Consider the following 18510-nt stretch of genomic DNA (forward strand, 5'->3'; position numbering starts at 1 on the left):
GGTCAATGCTCCAGCTCCGCTTTCGGCGATTGGCCGGGCATCGTCGCATCGGTCAGCGCCGCGAGTGAGGCGGCGACCGAGTGATCGATCTCGGGCTCGGGCAGATCGTGCTCGGAGAGGACCATGAGCGCCTTCGCGGACAGCCGCACGGTCGCCCCGGGCCCGATCGGCTCGCTGTCGGCCTGTTCGCCCGCGGTGTCGATCACGACATTCCACTTCGGGCTGTCCTCGAGCGCCGGCAGATGGAAGTCGATGACGTCGTCGCCCGCATTGAACAGGACGATGAAGTGCTTGTCGACGATGGGCTCGCCGCGACGGTCCCGCTCGCGGATCCCACGCCCGTTGAGGAACACCCCGACGGCGCGCCCGAATCCCGAGTCCCAGTCATCGGGCTGCATCAGGCTGCCATCGGGGCGGAGCCACGCGATGTCGCGGCGTCGCTCCCCCTTCTTCATCCGCACCGGGCGTCCGTCGAAGAACCGACGCCGGCGGAAGGTCGGATGATCGTGGCGCAGTCTCGCCATCGCGGCGGTGAACTCGATGAGCGGGTGGTCGACGTTGTCCCAATCGACCCAGGTGAGCTCATTGTCCTGCGCGTAGCCGTTGTTGTTGCCCTGCTGTGTGCGGCCGAGCTCGTCGCCGTGGAGCAGCATCGGCACGCCCTGGCTCAGCAGCAGCGTCGCGATGAAGTTGCGCTGCTGGCGCGCGCGCATCGTGTTCACCGCGGGATCGTCGGTCGGCCCCTCGACGCCGAAGTTCATCGAGCGGTTGTCGTCGGCGCCGTCCTTGCCGTCTTCGCCGTTGGAGTCGTTGTGCTTGTCGTTGTAGCTGACCAGGTCTCGCAGCGTGAAGCCGTCGTGCGCGGTCACGAAGTTGACGGATGCCACCGGCCGGCGCCCGGAGTGCTCGTAGAGGTCGGCCGAGCCGGTCAGTCGCGAGGCGAACTCCCCGAGCGCCTGCGGCTCGCCGCGCCAGAAGTCGCGCACCGTGTCGCGGTACTTCCCGTTCCACTCGGTCCACTGCGGCGGGAAGTTCCCCACCTGGTAGCCGCCGGGGCCGACGTCCCACGGCTCCGCGATGAGCTTGACCTGCGAGACCACCGGATCCTGCTGCACGAGCTCGAAGAACGTCGCGAGGCGGTCCACGTCGTAGAACTCTCGCGCGAGCGCGGACGCGAGGTCGAACCGGAAGCCGTCGACGTGCATCTCCAGCACCCAGTAGCGCAGCGAGTCCATGATGAGCTGCAGCGCGTGCGGGTTACCGGCGTTCAGGCTGTTGCCGGTGCCCGTGTAGTCGGTGTAATAGCGCTTGTCGTCGTCTTCGAGCCGGTAGTAGGCGGCGTTGTCGATGCCTCGCATCGACAGGGTCGGGCCCAGGTGGTTGCCCTCGGCAGTGTGGTTGTAGACGACGTCGAGGATCACCTCGATGCCTGCGGCGTGGAGCGTCCGCACCATTCCCTTGAACTCCTCGACCTGCTGCCCTCGGTCGCCGGTGGATGAGTACGTGTTCTGCGGCGCGAAGAACGAGATCGTGTTGTAGCCCCAGTAGTTCGACAGTCCCTTGTCCTGCAGCGTGGAGTCGTTGACGAACTGGTGGACCGGCATGAGCTCGATCGCGGTGACGCCGAGCTTCTTCAAGTGCTCGATGATCGCGGGGTGCGCGATCGCACTGTACGTCCCGCGGATCTCCTCGGGGATCGCGGGATGCCGCTCGGTGAGCCCCTTGACGTGGGCCTCGTAGATGAACGACTCGGAGTACGGCGTCTTGGGCAGCCGATCGCCGGCCCAGTCGAAGTACGGGTTGACCACGACGGCCTTCATCATGGATGACGCGGAGTCATCGTTGTTGACGGAGTCGGGGTCGCCGAAGTCGTAGCCGAAGACCGCCTGGCCCCACTCGACCTGGCCGTCGACGGCCTTCGCGTAGGGGTCCAGGAGCAGCTTGCTCGGGTTGAATCGCGCACCCGACGCGGGATCGTTCTTTCCGTGCACGCGGTATCCGTACCGCTGGCCGGGCCGCACCTGCGGCAGATACGCGTGCCACACGTAGGCGTCCACGTCGACCATGTCGACGCGCGTCTCCTTGCCGCGATCGCCGAACAGGCAGAGCTCGACGCGCTGGGCACCCTCGCTGAAGAGCGCGAAGTTCGTGCCGTTGCCGTCGAAGGTCGCACCGAGCGGATAGCTCGAGCCGGGCCAAGTCTGCACATCGCCTCCCAGGTCTGTCGGACTAGTCTGACCTATCCAGGAGGTCCGGCCGACGCGCACGGGTGCGCTCGAGCTGCTGCTCTCGACGCCAGGCCGCGATCGCACCGTGATTGCCACTCAGCAGGATGTCGGGAACGTCGAGCCCGCGCCAGGAGGCGGGCTTGGTGTACGAGGGGTACTCGAGCAGGCCGTCCTCATGCGATTCCTCGACGAGGCTGTCCGGATTGCCGACGACACCCGGGATCAGGCGTCCGACGGCTTCGATCATCGCCATCGCGGCGACCTCTCCGCCGTTGAGCACGTAATCGCCGAGGCTGATCAATCGCACCTCTCCGAGCGACGCCGCGTGCGCGAACACGCGCTCGTCGATCCCCTCGTACCGACCGCAGCCGAAGATCAGGTGCTCGCGGGCGGCGAGCTCGCGGGCGGTCGCCTGCGTGAACACCTCGCCCGCCGGAGACGGGAAGACGATGACAGGCCCCGTGGTCTGTGGACCGGTCGATGCGTCCGATGCGATGGCGCCGAGCGCTTCGCCCCAGGGCTCGGGCTTCATCACCATGCCGGCGCCGCCGCCGTACGGAGTGTCATCGACCGTCCGATGACGGTCGTGCGCCCAGGACCGCAGATCGTGCACCCGCACGTCGAGGAGGCCCTTGCCGCGCGCCCTGCCGAGCAGCGAGACCTCGAGGACGTCGAAGAACGACGGGAAGATCGAGACGACGTCGATGCGCACGTCAGCCCTCCGGGGAATCGCCCTCGTCGATGTCCGAGGCCGACGCGGATGCCGCAGCATCCGCCTCTGGGCGCTCGTCGTCCCCGTCCTCCGTGGGAAGGTCCTCGAACAGGCCCGGGGGCGGTGTGACGACGACCCGTCCACCGGCGACGTCCACCTCGGGGACGATGGCCTTGACGAAGGGAACGAGCACCTCGCGGTCTCCCGGCACCTTGACGGTCAGCAGGTCCTGTGCGGGGAAGTGGTCGATGCGGATGACCCGGCCCACGACCTGGCCGTCCCGCACGACCTCCAGCCCGACCAGCTGGTGGTCGTACCAGGCGTCATCCTCGGTGGGCGCGTCCTCCGGATCCTGGTCGATCCACAGGATCGCCCGGACGAGCTCCTCGGCGGCCGAGCGATCGTCGACGCCTTCGAAGAAGGCGACGGGGTGGCTGTTCATCCAGCGGAACTCGCGGACGGTCAGCAGCTTCCCATGCCATGGAGAGGATTCGGGCACCTGCAGCGTGAACGACGCACCGGGCGTGAAGCGGCCCTCTGGGTCGTCCGTGTACAGCTCGAGCTTCAGAGCGCCCTTGAGTCCGTGCGCCTTCACCAGCCTGCCGACGCGCAGCTGCGTCTTGGCCGAGCGCGGCGGGCGTGCCGGGGATGACTTTTCCGGACCGCTCACGTCAGTCGTCCGCGACGTCGACGCGAACGCGTCGGCCGTCGGCGAGTGCCGTGATCAGCGTGCGCAGGGCTTTCGCCGTGCGTCCGCCGCGCCCAATCACGCGACCCCGGTCATCCGGGTGCACGTGGACCTCGAGGACGTCACCGCGAGGGGACGTCGAAGAGCGGATGGACACGTCGTCGGGGTGATCCACGATCCCCTTGACGACGTGCTCGAGCGCGGCGGCGAGCACCACGATTACTCCGAGTCGGTCGCGGCGTCGGCGTCAGCGTCCGCCGGGGCCTCGGCTGCAGGCTCTTCGGCCTTCTTCTCAGCCTTGGGCTTGATGACGACCTTCTTGCTCGAGTCGATCTCGAACGGAGCCTTCGGCTCCTTGACCTTGACGGTCGAGACGGCGTTCGCGTCGCCCTTGAACTTGCCCCAGTCGCCGGTGAGCTTCAGCAGCGCGGCGACCTGCTCGGTCGGCTGCGCGCCGACGCTCAGCCAGTACTGCGCACGGTCGGAGTCGACCTCGATGTACGAGGGCTCCTCGGTGGGGTGGTACTTGCCGATCTCCTCGATGACACGACCATCGCGCTTGGTGCGCGAGTCGGCGACGACGATGCGGTAGTACGGCGCGCGGATCTTGCCCAGGCGCTTGAGACGAATCTTGACAGCCACGATTCTCCTGAATTGTGTGAAGTGGGACGAACCGATCGCCTGGAGAGTGGGGTGCACCCCCGGCGGAAGCTCAAAAGGAGGACGAGGATGCTGGATAGAGGGTCGAGCACCACGTCCGACCCACAATTCTCCCACATCGCAGGCGTTCCCGCGAACACCCCCGCCCACCAGATGACGGACGGCGTCGCGAACCACGCGAATCCGCGGCCGGGCCGCATCCGTCTGTCAAACTGTGCGGATGACGGTGCCCTTCGCGACATCCGCGCGATCTTCGGTCGGACTGGAGTGGGAGCTGATGCTCGCGGACGGCGAGTCGGGCGATCTCGTGCCGCGGGCACCCGAGGTCATCGACGTGCTCGAGGCGGCGACCGCCCACGAGCGCTACACGATCACCGGCGAGCTGCTCACCAACACCGTCGAGGTGACCAGCGGTGTCGGCGACACGGTGGCGGCCGCGACGGATGACATCGCGGACGCCATCGCGGCGGTGCGGACCGTCACGAACCCGATGAACGTCGAGCTGCTCTGCGCCGGGAGCCATCCGTTCGCGCAGTGGTACGAACAGAGCGTCACCGACAAGTCGCGGTATCACAAGCTCATCGAGCGCACCCAGTGGTGGGGTCGCAACATGATGATCTGGGGCATCCACGTTCACGTGGGTGTGGAGGACGTCGACAAGGTCTTCCCGATCATCAACGCCCTGGCGATCTACCTGCCGCACCTGCAGGCGCTGTCCGCGTCGAGTCCCTTCTGGGCGGGAGACCGCACCGGCTACGCATCCAATCGTTCGCTCGTGTTCCAGCAATTGCCCACCGCGGGGCTTCCGTGGCCGCTGCACGGCTGGTCGGAGTTCGAGTCGTACATGGACGACATGATCCATACCGGCGTGATGGTGGATGCGACCGAGGTGCGGTGGGACATCCGGCCCGCACCGCGCTGGGGCACGATCGAGGTCCGGGCGTGCGACGGCATGTCGACGCTGCCCGAACTGGCGGCCGTCGCCTCCCTCGTCCAGGTTCTCGTCGAGCATTTCTCGCGCGAGCTCGACGAGGGACGCGAACTGCCGTGGATCCAGCCCTGGTTCGTGCGCGAGAACAAGTGGCGCGCCGCGCGTTACGGTCTCGATGCGCGGATCATCGTCGACCGCGACGGCACACAGCGCCCGGTGCGAGAGCACCTGCGGGAGACCATGGCACGCATCCAGGGCATCGCGGTCGATCTGAAATGCGCCCGCGAGTTCGCAGGACTCGAGACGATCCTCACACAGGGCGCGAGCTACGCCCGGCAGACGATGGTGGCCGATGCCGCGGACGGCGACCTCCGCGAGGTCGTGCAGCACCTGATCCGGGAGTTCCGCGCCGGCCCGACGCTCCGAGAGCACCTGGCGGCGCTCGGCCACTGACGGCCGCACGCGCCGGTGCCCGGTGCCCGGGCGGCTCAGCCCCGGCCGAGGAGCTTCTGCAGTTCGGCCATGTCCGCCTCGCTCGGCGCACCCTTCGCCGCGGCCGAACCGCCGAGGCCGAAGCCGGAGCCGGTCGCCGGTGCGGGGGCGGATGCGGCGATGCCGGCGTTCTCGGCGGCGCGCTTGGCGGGGTTGCCCGACCGGGAGCCCTTCGCCTTCTGCTGCTTGCCGCGCTTCGCCGATGCGCCTGGCCGGGTTCCCGGGATGGGGCCCATCCCCGGGATGTTCGGCGTGCCGCCCCTGGCGACGGTCTTCATCATCTTGGCGGCCTGATCGAATCGCTGGACGAGCTGATTCACGTCGGTCACCGTCATTCCGGAGCCCCGCGCGATCCGCAGTCGGCGCGAGCCGTTCAGAACCTTCGGGTTGCGTCGCTCGATCGGAGTCATCGAGCGGATGATCGCCTCCGTGCGGTCGAGGTCCTTCTCGTCGAAGTCCTCGAGCTGCTGCTTCATCTGACCCATGCCCGGCAGCATGCCGAGCATCTTCTTCATCGAGCCCATCTTCTTCAGCTGCTGCATCTGATCGAGGAAGTCCTCGAGCGTGAAGCTGTCGGTCGCGAGCTTCTCGGCCATCTTCATGGCCTCGGCCTCGTCGAAGGCCTGCTGCGCCTGCTCGATGAGTGTCAGGATGTCGCCGAGATCCAGGATCCGGGACGCCATCCGGTCGGGGTGGAACGGCTCGAGGTCGTCCAGACCCTCACCCGTCGAGGCGTAGATGATCGGCCGACCGGTGACCGAGGCCACAGAGAGCGCCGCGCCACCGCGGGCGTCGCCATCGAGCTTGGAGAGTACGACACCGGTGAAGTCGACGCCGTCCTGGAAGGCCTTGGCCGTGTTGACGGCATCCTGACCGATCATCGCGTCGATGACGAACAGGACCTCGTCCGGGTCGGTCGCCGCACGGATGTCGGCGGCCTGCTTCATCATCTCGGCGTCAACGCCGAGGCGCCCGGCCGTGTCGATGATCACGACATCATGCTGCTGACGCCGTGCCACCTCGACGCCGTCGCGCGCGACCTGGACGGGATCCCCCACACCGTTGCCGGGCTGCGGTGCGTAGATCGCGGCGCCCGCCTGGGCGGCGACGACCTGCAGCTGATTGACGGCGTTCGGGCGCTGCAGGTCTGCGGCGATCAGAAGCGGCGTGTGCCCCTCCTTCTCGAGCAGCTTCGCGAGCTTGCCGGCGAACGTGGTCTTTCCGGAACCCTGCAGTCCCGCGAGCATGATGATCGTGGGCGGGTTCTTGGCGAACTGCAGCCGGCGCTGCTGGCCGCCGAGGATGGCGACGAGCTCCTCGTTGACGATCTGGACGACCTGCTGCGCGGGGTTCAGCGCCTTGCTGACCTCGTCTCCGAGCGCACGCTCGCGCACCTTCGCCGTGAACTCCTTGACGACCGGCAGCGCGACGTCGGCATCCAGCAGTGCGCGGCGGATCTCGCGGACCGTTCCGTCGACGTCCGCGGGCGTGAGCTTGCCCTTGGTGCGGAGGTTGCGGAAGGTCTCGGTGAGACGATCGGAGAGCGTGCCGAAGGTTGCCATAGTCCCCCAAGTTTACGTGAGCCGCCGGGGCGCTCCGTCAGGCCGGTCCAAGCTCCTGGAACAGCGTCACCTGCAGGTCGGCGGGAGCCCGCAGGCGTGCGTTGACGGATCGCCATGGCGTCTCCCGGGCGGATGCCTCCACGCGCGCGCCGCTCGCGGCGAGGCGCTCGACGGCTCCCACCGTGTCGTCCACCTCGAACGCCACCCGGATGCGGTCGCTCGAGCCGCCGTCCGTCTCCACCCTGTCGATGAACGCGACCTGACCGGGATTCGCGAGCTCGAGCGTCGCGCGTCCGGCATCCAGGATCGCCACCCGTGCGCCGCCCTCGGCTTCGTATGCCTCCGCTTGCGGCATCCCGACGACATCGCGGTAGAACGCAAGGGTCGCGTCGAAGTCGGGCGCCTGTACGACCATCCGCAGCTGCCGCACCGCTCCGGGAGCCGGAATCCGCGTCGCCAGCGCCGCCACGTCCGCGGCACGGGCTGCGAACCGATCGAGGGAGGTGCGTCCGGCGCCGTCGTGCGCCCACGCCTCAAGCGCGCCGAGGACGGCCCCGCCCCATGCCGCGCCCGCGACGTCCGCGTGCAATCGGTCGGCGCCCGCGCGCCCGAGTCGCGCGGCCACCGCACGCGCGATCCGAGAGCGACGCGAAGAGGCTTCGCGCTCCAGCTCGTCCTCCAGGCCCATCGCGGCCGCGTTCCGCTCGGCCAGGGCGAGGCTGTCCGGGGCGAAGTCCTCGGCCAGGGCGATCGCCGCGGCGCGGACGTCGGCGGCGGCATCCACCGCCTCATCCTGCTCGAGCCGCTCCTCGAACCGGGCGATCCGCTCGTCGAGGCCCGCCCAGAGGATGTCGGACTTCGAGGCGAAGTAGTTGAAGAAGCTCGACCTGCTGACGCCTGCGCGCCGGGAGATGTCGGCGATCGTCGTGGCCTCGAACCCCTGCTCGAGGAACAGCTCGCACGCGGCCTCGGCCAGCATCTCGCGCGATGATGCCCGGGGCCGGCCCGCTCGCTGCTCGGTCATGACCCCCAGCGTAGGAGTCCCCATGCGCCGCACGCGTGATCGGAGCGCGTCGGGGTAATGTTGGACGCGATCCAGAAATCGCCACAAGCGGAGGAGCTCCTGTGCTCGAGATCGTCACCGCCGGGCTCGCACCCGCCTACGTGCCCTACCACGACGGATGGGCGCTGCAGCGTGACATCCACGCCGATGTCGTGTCGGGACACCGGCCAGACACGCTGATCCTCCTCGAGCACGAGGCCGTGTACACGGCGGGCAAGCGCACCGAGCCCCAGGAGCGACCGACCGACGGAACTCCCGTGATCGATGTCGATCGCGGGGGAAAGATCACGTGGCACGGACCGGGCCAGCTCGTCGGGTATCCGATCGTCCGGCTGCACGAGCCCGTCGACGTCGTCGCGCACGTCCGCCGCCTCGAGCGCCTGCTGATCGACGCCCTCGATGAGCACGGCGTCCATGGTTATCGGGTCGAGGGACGAAGCGGCGTGTGGGTTCGTCGGCCGCTGTCGGAGGACAAGATCGCCGCCATCGGAGTGCGCGTCGAGAAGGGCGTCACGATGCACGGCTTCGCCGTCAACTGCGACAACTCGCTGGCCGGGTTCCGCGGCATCATCCCGTGCGGGATCACGGATGCCGGAGTCACGACGGTCAGCGAGGTGGTGGGCCGCGACGTGGGGCCGGCTGACATCATCGATTCCGTCGTCTCGGCCTTCGAAGCCGAGTACGCCGGGGCGCTCGCATGAGCGGCTGCGCGACAGGCTCCGCTTCGTCGACTCCGGCGTCCGCTCCGGGCGGCCGGAAGCTGCTGCGACTCGAGGTCCGCAATGCGCAGACCCCGATCGAGCGCAAGCCGGAATGGATCAAGACGCGCGCGAAGATGGGTCCGGAGTACACCGCCCTGCACTCGCTCGTGAAGGACGAGGGCCTGCACACGGTGTGCCAGGAGGCCGGCTGCCCGAACATCTACGAGTGCTGGGAGGACCGCGAGGCGACCTTCCTCATCGGAGGGTCGCAGTGCACACGACGGTGCGACTTCTGCCAGATCGACACCGGCAAGCCCGCCGACTACGACGTCGACGAGCCGCGGCGGGTGGCCGAGAGCGTGCAGAAGATGCGGCTGCGGTACGCCACCGTGACCGGCGTCGCGCGCGATGACCTGCCCGACGAGGGTGCCTGGCTGCACGCCGAGACGGTGCGCCGCATCCACGCCGACAACCCGGGCACCGGGGTCGAGATCCTCGCGACCGACTTCTCGGGCAACCCGACCCTGCTGCGCGAGGTGTTCGACTCGCGACCCGAGGTGTTCGCGCACAACGTCGAGACCGTGCCGCGCATCTTCAAGCGGATCCGCCCGGCGTTCCGCTACGAGCGCTCCCTCGATGTCATCACCCAGGCGCGCGAGTACGGCCTCATCACGAAGTCGAATCTCATCCTCGGCATGGGCGAGGAGCCGCACGAAGTCGTGCAGGCCCTGCAGGACCTGCACGACGCCGGAACCGACATCATCACGATCACCCAGTACCTGCGCCCGTCGCCCCGGCACCTGCCGGTGGACCGGTGGGTGAAGCCGGAGGAGTTCGTCGAGTTCAAGCAGGAGGCCGAGCGCATCGGATTCCTCGGCGTGCTCGCCGGGCCGCTGGTGCGGTCGTCGTATCGTGCCGGTCGGCTGTGGGCGCAGTCGATGATCTCCAAGGGCCGCGACATTCCGGACGGCCTGTCGCACCTCGCACAGGACATCGCGCACGAAGGCCTGAGCTTCTCGCAGGCGGTCTGACCCGTTCCGCGGCGTCAGACGGGCGTTCAGTCGGCGCTGGTCACCGACAGCACGTCGCCGTCCGAGTCGAGGTTCACCAGGATGACGTCATCCGTCGCGTCGGGGTCGAGCGCGTACTCGAGCACCGCGAACGGGTCGGCGCCGCCGTGCTCGTCCGCGAGGATCGTCATGCTCATGAGCTGCAGCGATCGGATGACATCGACCTGGATGTCACCCGAGTTGTCGACCAGGAGCTCCTCGAGCTCCTCGCCGAGACTCTCCTGCTGCTGAAGGATGTACTCGATGACTTCGCTGGTGCGGTCATCGAGCTCTGAGACCATGGCGTTGCGCGCCGTCCGGTCGATCGACTCGATCGAGGAGATCAGGCTCGCCGCGACGTCGAGCGCTGCCTCCGAGACGTCGTCCTGATCCGGCGCGGTCAGGTCGACGGTCACCGTCTGATCGCCGAGGTCGACGTTCTCGGACCAGAAGATCGACCCGTCGGGGCCGGACTCCAGCAGTCCGAAGAAATCGTGCTCGATCGCCATATGCCCATGAAACCAGCACCGGAGGATCGGCGCTATCCCGTGACGGCGCGCCGTCATGTTAAGAGTCGATGTCGGCCGACGCGGTCACTCGACGAGGGATGCGGCGAACACGTGCGGCGTGAATCCGGTCAGGTCGCCGATGCCCTCGCCCTGTCCGAGGAGCTTCACGGGGATGCCGGTGCGCTCCTGCACGGCGAGCACGAAACCGCCCTTCGCAGAGCCGTCGAGCTTGGTGAGCACCAGCCCGGTGACGCCCGCGTGCTCGAGGAAGGCCTGCGCCTGCATCACACCGTTCTGCCCGGTCGTCGCATCGAGCACGAGCAGCACCTCGCTGATCGGCGCCTGCTTCTCGATCACGCGGCGGATCTTGCCGAGCTCGTCCATGAGCCCGCCCTTGGTGTGCAGCCGACCTGCCGTGTCGACCAGCACGATCTCCGTACCGGTGCGCTTGGCGTATTCGATCGTCTGGAAGGCGACGGATGCCGGATCCTGACCCTCGTGCTGGGGTCGCACGATTGCCGCTCCCCCGCGCTCCGCCCACGTCGCGAGCTGATCGACGGCTGCCGCTCGGAACGTGTCGGCCGCCCCGACGACCACGCTGCGGCCGTATCGCTGCAGGAACTTCGCGAACTTGCCGATGGTCGTCGTCTTGCCGACGCCGTTCACTCCGACGACGAGCACGACGGCCGGACGCTCGGTCAGGCGCAGGGTCGTGTCGAACTTCGCGAAGTGCTCCTCGAGCGTCTCCTTCAGCATCCGCTGCAGGTCGCGCGGATCTGTCGTGCGATACCTGTCGACCTTCGCGCGGAGCTCGTCGACGATGCGCTCGGTGATGTCGGGGCCGAAGTCAGCCGTGATCAGCGCGGTCTCGAGGTCTTCCCACGTGGTCTCGTCGATCGTCGGCTTGACGAAGACGCCTCGCAGCGCGCGACCGAGTGACCAGGTGCTTTCCGCCATGTCTCCAGCCTAGGCGCGCGGCGCGACCGTCGATCACGGCATGATGTTGCCATGTCTGCGCAGGGCATCGATCACACGGTCATCCGCACTCCCGATCAGCGCCTTCGAGTGTTCGTGAGCTCGACGCTGGCGGAGCTCGCGGACGAGCGCAAAGCCGTCGCCCGCACGATCACGGCGCTCGGCATGTCTCCGGTCATGTTCGAACTGGGCGCGCGTCCCCACCCGCCGCAGGAGCTGTACCGCGCGTATCTCGCTCAGTCGGACATCTTCGTGGGGCTCTATTGGCAGAGCTACGGCTGGGTGGGTCCGGGCATGGACATATCCGGGCTCGAGGACGAATTCCGTCTGTCCGGAGGGCGTCCCCGGCTGCTCTACCTCAAGGCGCCGGCGCCGGAGCGGGAGGCCAAGCTCAGCGCGATGCTCGACGAGATCCGCTCACAGGGGCGTGACGCGTATCGCACGTTCCACACCCCGCACGAACTGGGTCGGCTGGTGCGCGACGATCTCGCGCTGCTCCTGAGCGAACGCTTCGCCGCCGCCGGCCCCCGCGCCGACGTCCCCGCGCCGACCGGGCCGGCTCGGACAGAGGAGCCGCAGTCCATCCCCGTGACCTTCACGTCCCTGTTCGGCCGGGAGGACGACATCGCGGCCGTGGTCGGAATGCTCGAATCTCCCGGCATCCGCCTGGTCACGCTTTCCGGCCCGGGTGGCATGGGCAAGACCCGCCTGGCGATCGCGGTGGGCGAGACCTTGGACGAGGGCGTCAACGGCCGTGTCGTGTTCGTGCCGGTCGCGACCGTCACCGAGCCGTCGTCCGTCATGCCTCGCATCGCATCGGCGGTCGGTGCCGTTGCAGAAGGAACGGGTTCGTCACTCGACGCGCTCGTGGAGCACTTCACCGACCAACCCACGGTGCTCATCCTCGACAATCTCGAGCAGGTGATCGGTGTCGCTCCCGAGCTCGACGAACTCCTCGCCCGAACGCCAGGAGTCAAGATCCTTGCGACGAGCCGCACCGTGCTCCGACTTCGCGCGGAGCACGAGTATGCCGTTCCACCCCTCGCGGTTCCGGCGCTTCCCAGCGAGGACGACGATGCCGAGGTGGCCCGGATCGCCGCACTCGCCGCGGTCCGGCTGTTCCTCGATCGCGCATCGACCGTTCGTCGGGACCTCGTCCTGACGCCCGAGAACGCCCGGGCCATCGCCGAGATCTGCCGCCGGCTGGACGGGGTGCCGTTGGCGATCGAGCTCGCGGCCGCCCGGACGCGGTTGCTCGATCCGGCACCTCTCCTCGCGCACCTCCAGTCGGTGCTCGACGGTCTCGGGACCGGCCCGATCGATCTCCCCGAGCGTCAGCGCACGCTCCGCGCGACCGCCGAATGGAGTGTCGGACTCCTCTCCGACGCCGAAGCGCGCCTGCTGGCCACCCTGTCGGTCTTCGCCGACGGCTGGACCATCACCGCCGCCGCCAACGTCTCGGCGGCAGACGAGTTGGACACGCTCGACCTGCTCGACGCGCTCGCCGGACACAGTCTGGTCACCATCGACCCGTCGGCATCCGAGCCGCGCTTCCGCATGCTGACGACGGTTCGCGAGCTTGCGGCGGAGCGCCTCGTCGACCGCGACGATCGCTCGGTCATCGAGCGTCGCCACGCCGAGTACTTCGCCTCGATCATGGACACGGATGCCGTGCCGACTGACCTGACGACGCCGTGGGCGGACAGACTGCGAACGGAGGAGGAGAACGTCCGTGTCGCGATCGCGTGGTTCTTCCGGCAAGACATCGGCCGCCTCCCCCATCTGCTTCGTTCGCTGTGGCTCTACTGGCAGACGAACGACCGTCTGGTCGAGGGTCGTGAATGGGTGAGCGAGCTCCAGGCCGTCGCGGATGCCGCCCAGCTGGATGAGCGCGCGCGGGCGGAGGTGCTGTTCACCGAGGTGGTGACGGCGGTGGCCGTCGGCGACGACCGGGGCGCGGTGTCCGCTGCTGCGACCATTCCGGCGATCATCGATCGCGTGGAGGAGCCCGCCCTCCGCAACGCGCTGCATCTGGCCCTGTCGTGGAGCCTTCCGATCCAGGGTGATTTCGAGGGCTCGCTGACTGAGGCCACACGCGCATACGACGGGTTCGCGGAGCATGACGACGCGGTCATCGCCTTCGCAGCGCTCACCGTCGGGATGCTGCGCACCGCCCTGGACGAGGACGACGAGGGCCGCCGCTTCCTCCGCGAGGCGGCCGACCTCGGAACTCGTTTCGGCAATCGCTGGCTCACCGCGGGAGCACGGACGCAGCTCGTGATCCTCGACGTGCGCGCGGGGTCGCAGGCCGCCGCGCGAAAGCTCCTCTCCGAGATCCTCGACGAGGTCGACGGCCCGCAGCTCGGGACGATCCTCGTCTGCTTCGCGCTGATCGCGTATGCCGAATTCGCGATCGCCGAGGCCCGACCGCTCGATGCGGCCACCGCGCTCGGCGCCGTGAGGGGTCTCCGGGAGCGCGCCGGGCTGATCGCCTGGCCCATCGCCCGGCCCGGCGAAGCGAGGCTGCTCTCCAAGGTGACGGAGCACCTCGGGGCGGACGAATGGGCCGCGGCGCAGGATCGCGGATCCGAACTGCGGGCGCACGACGCCCTCGACCTCGTCCGACGCGGGATCGCCTGACCCCGGCGGTGCGGGCCGCCCCTAGCTCGCCACGCGCTCGCCGACGCGCTGCCCGACGACGGCGGAGACGCCGTCCTGGCGCATCGAGACGCCGTACAGCGCGTCCGCGATCTCCATCGTGCGCTTCTGATGCGTGATCACGATGAGCTGGCTGCTCTCGCGCAGCCGTTCGAACACGCCGAGCAGCCTGCCGAGGTTCGCGTCGTCGAGCGCCGCCTCCACCTCGTCGAGGATGTAGAACGGGCTCGGCCTGGCCATGAAGATGGCCGTCAGCAGGGCGACCGCCGCAAGGGAGCGCTCACCGCCTGACAGCAGGGACAGGCGTTCGATCTTCTTGCCGACCGGCCGCACCGACACCTCGATGCCCGTCGTGAGCGGATCGTCCGGATTCGTGAGCGAGATGCTTCCGGTGCCCCCTGGGAACAGCACCGGGAACACCTCGCCGAACGCCACGCGGGTGTCTTCGAACGCGGCGAGGAAGATCGTCTGCATACGCTCGTCGAGCTCGTCGATGATCGTGAGCAGGTCTTTGCGGGTCTGGGTGAGGTCGGCGAGCTGTTCGACGAGGAACTTGTGCCGCTGCTCGAGCGCCGCGAACTCCTCGAGTGCGAGGGGATTCACCCTGCCGAGCTGAGCGAGTTTGCGTTCGGCATCCTGGAGTCTGCGGCGCTGCTGTGCCTGATCGTAAGACCCAGACGCCGCGTCACCTTCGCCAGGAACCTCCTGATCCGGACCATATTCCGAAATGAGAATGTCTTCCTCGAGACCCAGTTCCGACGCGACGCGCTCGAGGAGGCTCGACACGTGAAGTCGCTTCTCGTGGATCTGCAGCTCGAGCCCGTGGACGCTCTCGGTGAGGCCCGCGAGCCGATCCCGCAGCACGACCTCCTGACGTCGCGCCTCGGCGAGCTCGGCGGTCACCGCGGTGCGGGTGCTCTCGGCTGCTGTGAGTTCGACCCTCGCCTGACTCACCGAGCGATCGACCGAGTCCAGGACAGCGGGCAGCTGCAGGGCGACGCGCTCGGCGACCTCCCGCTGAGCGCGTCGGATGACCGCGCGCCGCGCCGCCTCGGCGGCGGCGGCGCGCTCGCGCTCGCGCTGCCGTTCGAGCTGGACGACCCGCGCCTCACCGGCCCGCACCCGTTCCTTGAGGGTCTCGACGTCCAGTCGCGCGCGCATCTCGGCGTCCCGCGCGCCCTCCAGATCGGCGAGCATCCCTTCGCGTGCCGATGCGTCGAGCATCGGACGCGGAGCCTCCAACGCGCCGTTCAGGCGGTCGTCCGCAGCCCGGGCGGCCGCCTCGGCTTCCTCCACCGCCGCCGACACCTGAGTCAGGGCCGCTGCGAGTCGGTCGCACTCGGCGATCGCAGCTTCGTGTCGCACCGTGGCTCGGTTGACCTGCTCGGTGTGCGCCGCCAGTGCGGCGTCGTGCGCGCGAAGCGTCGCGAGGGCGGCCTTGGTGCGCTGCCGGGCTGAATCCAGTCCGTGCACGGCGTCCGAGAGCGCCTCCCGCAGCGAGTCCGAGACCACGAGGATCTCGTCGCCGCGCTCGGACGCGGCATCCCGTTCCGCCGCGAGTTCGAGCCGCGATCTCCCCTGCCCCGAGCCCGACCTGAGCGTGTGCGGGGTGCAGACCTCCCCCGCGCGCGTCACGATGGTGATCGGCCCGGCGAGGTCGGCATCCGCGAACGCGGCACCGGCCGCTCGGGCGGCGTCGAGATCGTCGGCGACGACGACGCACGACAGGATGCCGAGCACCCCGTCCGGCGCGCTCACGACGTCCCGCGCTGCGACCACGCCGGCGACCCGCGGCAGTGACCGCGGCGCGGCATCCGAGTCGGCGATCGCGATGTCCACGACACCGAGATCGGATCCCTGCACCATCCGCGCGACCGCGAAGGCGTCATCGCGCGACTCCACCAGGACGCCCTCGGCGAGCGGTCCGAGCGCCGCGGCGATCGCCGCTTCGTACCCCGGCGTGACCTTGACGGCATCGCCGAGCAGTCCCCGGATGCCGGATCCTCCGCGCGCGACGAGTTCCGCGGCCGCGTTGCGCACCTCGAGGGCGCGCCCCAGGGCGGCGGTCTGGGCGGCGAGGGACTCGCTCTCGCGTTCGACGGCGTGCAGGCGCTCACGCAGTCTGCTCACAGCCGCCTCAGCGTCCGTCGCATCCCGCTGCGCGCGGTCGTACGCCGCTGCGTACTCGGCCGCGGAGCCCTCGGGCACGAGCGTGGGGTCGACCCCGGCCAGCTCGGCCTCGGCCTCCGCGCGACGGCCCGACGCGGCATCGAGGGCGAGTCGCTGACGCTCGACGCCGCTGCGAACGGCCGCGAGCGCTGATGCCGCGGCTTCGGCCGAACCTCGCAGAGCCGTGATCCGCATGTCGTGCTCGGACACGAGCGCGCTCTGCGCGGCGATGTCCACATCGAGCGCGTCGAGCTCGGCGCGGGCGCGCATCACGCCGCGCGAAGCCTCGGCCGCCGCATCCTGCGCGTCGCCGAGTCCCGCGGCGATCTCGTCGATCTCGCCCCGCACGTCGTCGATCATGCTCTGCGACACGGTCGTCAGCTCGATGCCCTCGTCGTCGGCGTTCTCACCCAGCAGCGCGAGCCGCTGTCCGGTCAGCGTGAACAGGCTGCGGAGGCGCTCCTGAACGCGCTCGAGGCCGTAGGCCACGGTGCGGGCCTGGTCGACGCCTTCGGATCGCTGCTGCTCCTCGAGCCCGGAGATGCGCGTTCGGACGCTGTCGGCCTGGTCCTGCAGGACCAGGCGCTCGGTGTGCCGCTCCTGCTCGCTGCGCGCGTGCGCCGCGAGTTCGGCCCGAAGCGAGGCGAGCTCGTCGGCGAGCAGGCGGGCCCGCGCGTCACGCACCACGGCGGCGATCGTCACCGCCTCACGCGCGATCTCAGCCTGTCGCCCGAGTGGCTTGAGCTGGCGTCGCAGCTCGCCGGCGAGGTCGCTCAGACGCGTCAGGTTCGCCTCCATCGCATCGAGCTTGCGGAGGGTCTTCTCCTTGCGGCGGCGGTGCTTGAGGATTCCAGCAGCTTCCTCGATGAATCCGCGGCGCTCTTCCGGAGATGCCTGCAGGACGCTGTCCAGACGCCCTTGGCCCACGATCACGTGCATCTCACGGCCGAGTCCGGAATCGCTGAGGAGCTCCTGCACGTCGAGCAGGCGGCAGACGCCGCCGTTGATCGCGTACTCGCTCGCCCCGTTGCGGAACAGCGTCCGGCTGATCGTGACTTCGGTGTAGTCGATCGGGAGGGCGCCGTCCGCGTTGTCGATCGTCAGCTGCACCTCGGCACGCCCGAGCGGTCCGCGCGTCGCGGTGCCGGCGAAGATGACGTCCTCCATCTTTCCGCCGCGGAGGGTCTTGGCCCCCTGCTCGCCCATGACCCACGCGAGCGCGTCCACCACATTCGACTTGCCGGATCCGTTCGGTCCGACGATGCAGGTCACGCCCGTCTCGAATGCGAACGTCGTCGGCTGGGCGAACGACTTGAACCCTTTGAGCGTCACGCTCTTCAGGTGCATACAGACGCCTTCCACCCCGGTCGATTCACCGCCCCACGCTACCCGAGGACGTGCGTGCTGCCACGCAGGCGAGCCGGGGTCGACCGTCTGCGATGGGCCGGTGGCGAGACCGCGACACGCCCGTCGTCACTCGAATCTGCGAATTCGCTTGACGCGCGCTGCGAGTGCGCGCTATCGTCGCTCTTCGCGTCCACACACGAAAGGAGGTCACCGATGATGCACATGATTGCCCCAGCGTTCGCGCCCGTTCGCCGTTCGCCGTTCCGCGGAATCGCTCCGGTGACCCCGTCGTTCGGCGCCACTGCTCCCACGGCCGGCTGAGCGCCGCCCAGGAGGACTCTGCCCAGCGGACCGTCTGCGTCCGTGCAGATGCCCGCGGACCGCGTATCAGCGGTCCGTCGAAGCACCTCCTCGTGGAGCATCCCTCTCGTCGCGCCTTCGCGACCCTCCGCCCACTCAGGCACTCCTTCACCCACCCACACTCGAAAGAGACCACCATGAACGACACACTGGCGCCCGTCCGGTCTCTCGGTTCGGACAGGCTTCTCCTCCCCGCCTCCGTGGCGGACGGTGCGCACTTGACGCTCGCCGACCGCTTCGAGCTGCGGGTCGGCGTCTGGCTGCTGCTACGCAGCGCCCGGCGCCGGGACAGCGCTCGGGATCACACCGATCGCGCTCGCCGGCTCGTGAACACCCGGTCGCTCGCCGACCGGCACCACGACGCCCTCCGTGCCCACGCTCTGAACAGCGTCCGCACCTGAATCGA

15 protein-coding genes are annotated in these 18510 nt (G+C 69.0%); 5 read left to right on the forward strand and 10 right to left on the reverse strand.

The features are described 5' to 3' along the window. Positions 1–2 precede the first annotated feature (2 nt). From glgX to rpsP, 5 genes are read right to left on the reverse strand one after another with little or no spacing between them, the layout of a single operon-like run. A complete protein-coding gene (glgX, locus tag BM349_RS10575; protein WP_091706809.1) occupies positions 3–2207 on the reverse strand; it encodes a glycogen debranching protein GlgX in 2205 nt (734 codons plus the stop codon). A gap of 22 nt (positions 2208–2229) precedes the next feature. Continuing rightward, positions 2230–2940, reverse strand: coding sequence for a tRNA (guanosine(37)-N1)-methyltransferase TrmD (gene trmD, locus BM349_RS10580; protein ID WP_091706810.1), 711 nt, complete (start codon positions 2938–2940; stop codon positions 2230–2232). A 1-nt stretch (position 2941) separates the two neighbouring features. Further along, positions 2942–3610 (reverse strand): ribosome maturation factor RimM, encoded by a 669-nt coding sequence (gene rimM / locus BM349_RS10585; protein ID WP_091706811.1) that lies wholly within the window; start codon positions 3608–3610, stop codon positions 2942–2944. Position 3611: 1 nt separating this feature from the next. Then, a complete protein-coding gene (locus tag BM349_RS10590; RefSeq protein WP_091707253.1) occupies positions 3612–3842 on the reverse strand; it encodes an RNA-binding protein in 231 nt (76 codons plus the stop codon). Positions 3843–3847: 5 nt separating this feature from the next. Continuing rightward, complete coding sequence (rpsP, locus tag BM349_RS10595) at positions 3848–4270, reverse strand: 30S ribosomal protein S16 (protein WP_091706812.1); 423 nt, start codon at positions 4268–4270, stop codon at positions 3848–3850. A 238-nt stretch (positions 4271–4508) separates the two neighbouring features. Here rpsP and BM349_RS10600 point away from each other — a divergent pair, with 238 nt between their 5' ends. Continuing rightward, positions 4509–5672: a glutamate--cysteine ligase gene (locus tag BM349_RS10600; RefSeq protein ID WP_091706813.1), complete on the forward strand. Its 1164-nt coding sequence runs from the start codon at positions 4509–4511 to the stop codon at positions 5670–5672. A gap of 35 nt (positions 5673–5707) precedes the next feature. Here the strand turns inward: BM349_RS10600 and ffh are convergent, their stop codons facing one another. Then, positions 5708–7273, reverse strand: coding sequence for a signal recognition particle protein (gene ffh, locus BM349_RS10605; RefSeq protein WP_091706814.1), 1566 nt, complete (start codon positions 7271–7273; stop codon positions 5708–5710). 37 nt (positions 7274–7310) lie between these two features. Then, entirely contained in the window at positions 7311–8297 is a 987-nt protein-coding gene (locus tag BM349_RS10610; protein ID WP_091706815.1) for a TetR family transcriptional regulator, read from the reverse strand. Between the two features lie 101 nt (positions 8298–8398). Between BM349_RS10610 and lipB the strand changes: the two genes are divergently transcribed. Together lipB and lipA are read left to right on the forward strand one after the other, a co-directional pair. Continuing rightward, entirely contained in the window at positions 8399–9037 is a 639-nt protein-coding gene (lipB, locus tag BM349_RS10615) for a lipoyl(octanoyl) transferase LipB (protein ID WP_091706816.1), read from the forward strand. After that, entirely contained in the window at positions 9034–10068 is a 1035-nt protein-coding gene (gene lipA / locus BM349_RS10620) for a lipoyl synthase (RefSeq protein WP_091706817.1), read from the forward strand. The genes lipB and lipA overlap by 4 nt, the downstream gene beginning before the upstream one ends. 26 nt (positions 10069–10094) lie before the next feature. Here lipA and BM349_RS10625 read toward each other — a convergent pair whose 3' ends face one another. Together BM349_RS10625 and ftsY are read right to left on the reverse strand one after the other, a co-directional pair. After that, complete coding sequence (locus BM349_RS10625) at positions 10095–10595, reverse strand: DUF2004 domain-containing protein (RefSeq protein WP_091706818.1); 501 nt, start codon at positions 10593–10595, stop codon at positions 10095–10097. Between the two features lie 84 nt (positions 10596–10679). After that, positions 10680–11552, reverse strand: a complete 873-nt coding sequence (gene ftsY, locus BM349_RS10630) for a signal recognition particle-docking protein FtsY (protein ID WP_091706819.1) — start codon at positions 11550–11552, stop codon at positions 10680–10682. A gap of 51 nt (positions 11553–11603) precedes the next feature. On the opposite strand from ftsY, the gene BM349_RS10635 reads away from it, so the two are divergent. Beyond that, the gene (locus BM349_RS10635; protein WP_091706820.1) at positions 11604–14210 is read left to right on the forward strand and encodes a DUF4062 domain-containing protein; all 2607 of its coding nucleotides are present in this window, start codon (positions 11604–11606) and stop codon (positions 14208–14210) included. A gap of 21 nt (positions 14211–14231) precedes the next feature. Here BM349_RS10635 and smc read toward each other — a convergent pair whose 3' ends face one another. Beyond that, positions 14232–17744 (reverse strand): chromosome segregation protein SMC, encoded by a 3513-nt coding sequence (gene smc, locus BM349_RS10640; RefSeq protein WP_091706821.1) that lies wholly within the window; start codon positions 17742–17744, stop codon positions 14232–14234. Between the two features lie 497 nt (positions 17745–18241). Here smc and BM349_RS10645 point away from each other — a divergent pair, with 497 nt between their 5' ends. After that, positions 18242–18505, forward strand: coding sequence for a hypothetical protein (locus BM349_RS10645; RefSeq protein WP_091706822.1), 264 nt, complete (start codon positions 18242–18244; stop codon positions 18503–18505). Positions 18506–18510 lie beyond the last annotated feature (5 nt).

It is taken from the genome of Microbacterium sp. cf046, assembly GCF_900114345.1.
Classification (GTDB): domain Bacteria; phylum Actinomycetota; class Actinomycetes; order Actinomycetales; family Microbacteriaceae; genus Microbacterium.